A 1984-nucleotide genomic window follows, 5' to 3' on the forward strand; every position below is an offset into this window, starting at 1 on the left:
CCAGCTTGGGCTTGCTGGGCTGATTGTTGGGAAGCAGCACCCAACTCATCCATTGTGATTGTAGTTTGATTTACAGAACTCGATTGCTGTGCGGCTGTGCGTTCCTGCTGTTCAACTGTGGCCGCAATCTCCGTGGAAGAACTGGCGATCGTATTTGCTACCTCATTGATTGGTCGGATAATTTTAGCAAAAATAAATAATACAATAAATGAACCAAATACTACAGCAACAACCGTACCTCCTATAGAAACAGTCGTCGCTAATTGCTCCGAATGTTTTGCTATTTTTGTTCTTTGAACCAGTAGATTATCTTCTACATTAAGCATTTCTGCCAGCTTATCCCTGAGTTCATCCATCAATATCTTGCCTTTACCTGAAAGCACCAAGGCTCTTAGCTCTGGTTCTTTCCCAGCCCTTTTCAGGGATATAGTTTCCGCTAATTCATCGAGTTTTTGCTGACCCAAATTTTCAACTTTCTCCAAAGTTTTAACTTGTTCAGGGATATCTTTTATTAACTTTCTTGTCTCATTTACTTTTGTATAAAAGCCTAATTGACCCTTTTTATAAGGTTCTAAAAATTCCTCCTTACCAGTGAAGATAAAGCCCCGCTGCCCTGTTTCAGCATCCAATAAATCTTTTTCTAGGGCTTGCAAATTTGTCTTGACTACATAAGTGTGCGTTTGCCACTCAATAGCTTCGGCTAAATTATCCATACTAAATTTAGTGGCCAATCCGGTGCTAATCATTAACAAAAAAATGGAGCCGAAGCCCAAAGGAACTACTTTACTAAGCCGAATAATATTTTGCCACATTTCACTTTATACTCCTTGATTCGTTGTTGAGTTTTGTGGGGCAAGTTGCAGCGTCAATAATTTCCTGATGGTTTTCACCAAAGTAGTTATTTAATCCCTGATACTAATTCATAATTAATGCCCGTTTTTTCGTGAAAAAAACTTCCAGTGCTTCTTTTTGCTTTCCTTGCTTTACTAACTCAACCATTGACGCAGACTGATCAACAAAAATCTGACCAAACTTAATGTCGAGCAAGCGATGCAGGTCAAGCCTTGAGGATTAAGGGTTGTTTTGCCTGCTTTGATTTTGCATAAATCCTGTTTATTCGATTGTAGCGGGAAAGTGAAGAACGAAACCCAAACATCGTCAAATTCTCTCCCCCACTCTTTTTCTTTCCCACTATTGATTGGGGTTCAAGTCGATCGCAGAGCGTGTTAAAACCTAGTTAAGCGACCATATTCCAAACTTATAGAAATAGTAGTGACGCTGGTGCTGGGTTCGGCGCTGTTAGTCCAAGCAATGCGGTTCGGGCGGGTGTTAGTTCGATCATCCGTTACAGAAGAGGATTTGTTTAAGGGCAGAAATTCCCTCGCCCTGGCTGTCGCGATGCCATCGCCTGCGATCGTTGTGACTTGGATGCCGCAGGTTTGACAAGCTGGGAGGGCTGCCCGATCAATTCATGACCGAAAGCATCCAGGATACAAGCCCCCAGATTCATCCGTCCAGAAATAAAAAACCTGTATCCGATGAAACTTGCCGAACGTATTTATCTCGCGCAAGTCAATGCTTGAATCTAAAATCTAAAATCTAAAATCTAAAATCGATTGACTCAATGCTATCAATTGCTAGTCTGCTATCCCAAAATACTGAGTACCCTTTAGACAATTGAATTGAGATTGTGGGCTGCATCGTTCAATTGTTGAGTGCCTACTTTGGTTTGAGTAATACCACTAGCTGTTTCTTTTGCAGATAGGTTGAGGCTGTTCATAGTATCCACTACTTGTTTAATAGCAACTGCTTGTTGTTGAGCAGTTAGAGAAATTTGTTGATTGTTCAATACCACATTGTTAACAGCATTTGCTACTTCCGAGAAAGCTGCTGCCGTTTCTTGACTGATTTTGGTTCCTTCTTCTACTGTTTTAGTACCTTCCTTTGTCACCGTTACGGTGGAATTTATCGCATTCTTGATATC

General features: G+C 41.0%; 2 protein-coding genes and 1 pseudogene. 1 reads left to right on the top strand and 2 read right to left on the bottom strand.

Annotated elements, in window-relative coordinates:
• The coding region (locus QUA83_RS30295; protein ID WP_333297908.1) for a CHASE3 domain-containing protein at positions 1 to 653 on the bottom strand (653 nt) is incomplete at its 3' end.
• Between the two features lie 619 nt (positions 654 to 1272).
• On the opposite strand from QUA83_RS30295, the gene QUA83_RS30300 reads away from it, so the two are divergent.
• The gene (locus QUA83_RS30300; protein ID WP_333297909.1) at positions 1273 to 1443 is read left to right on the top strand and encodes a hypothetical protein; all 171 of its coding nucleotides are present in this window, start codon (positions 1273 to 1275) and stop codon (positions 1441 to 1443) included.
• 226 nt (positions 1444 to 1669) lie between these two features.
• Here QUA83_RS30300 and QUA83_RS30305 read toward each other — a convergent pair.
• Positions 1670 to 1984, bottom strand: a pseudogene (locus QUA83_RS30305) (chemotaxis protein); the annotation flags it as partial.

Origin of the sequence: Microcoleus sp. K1-B1 (genome assembly GCF_036704705.1) — a bacterium.
Taxonomy (GTDB): Bacteria; Cyanobacteriota; Cyanobacteriia; order Cyanobacteriales; family Microcoleaceae; genus Microcoleus.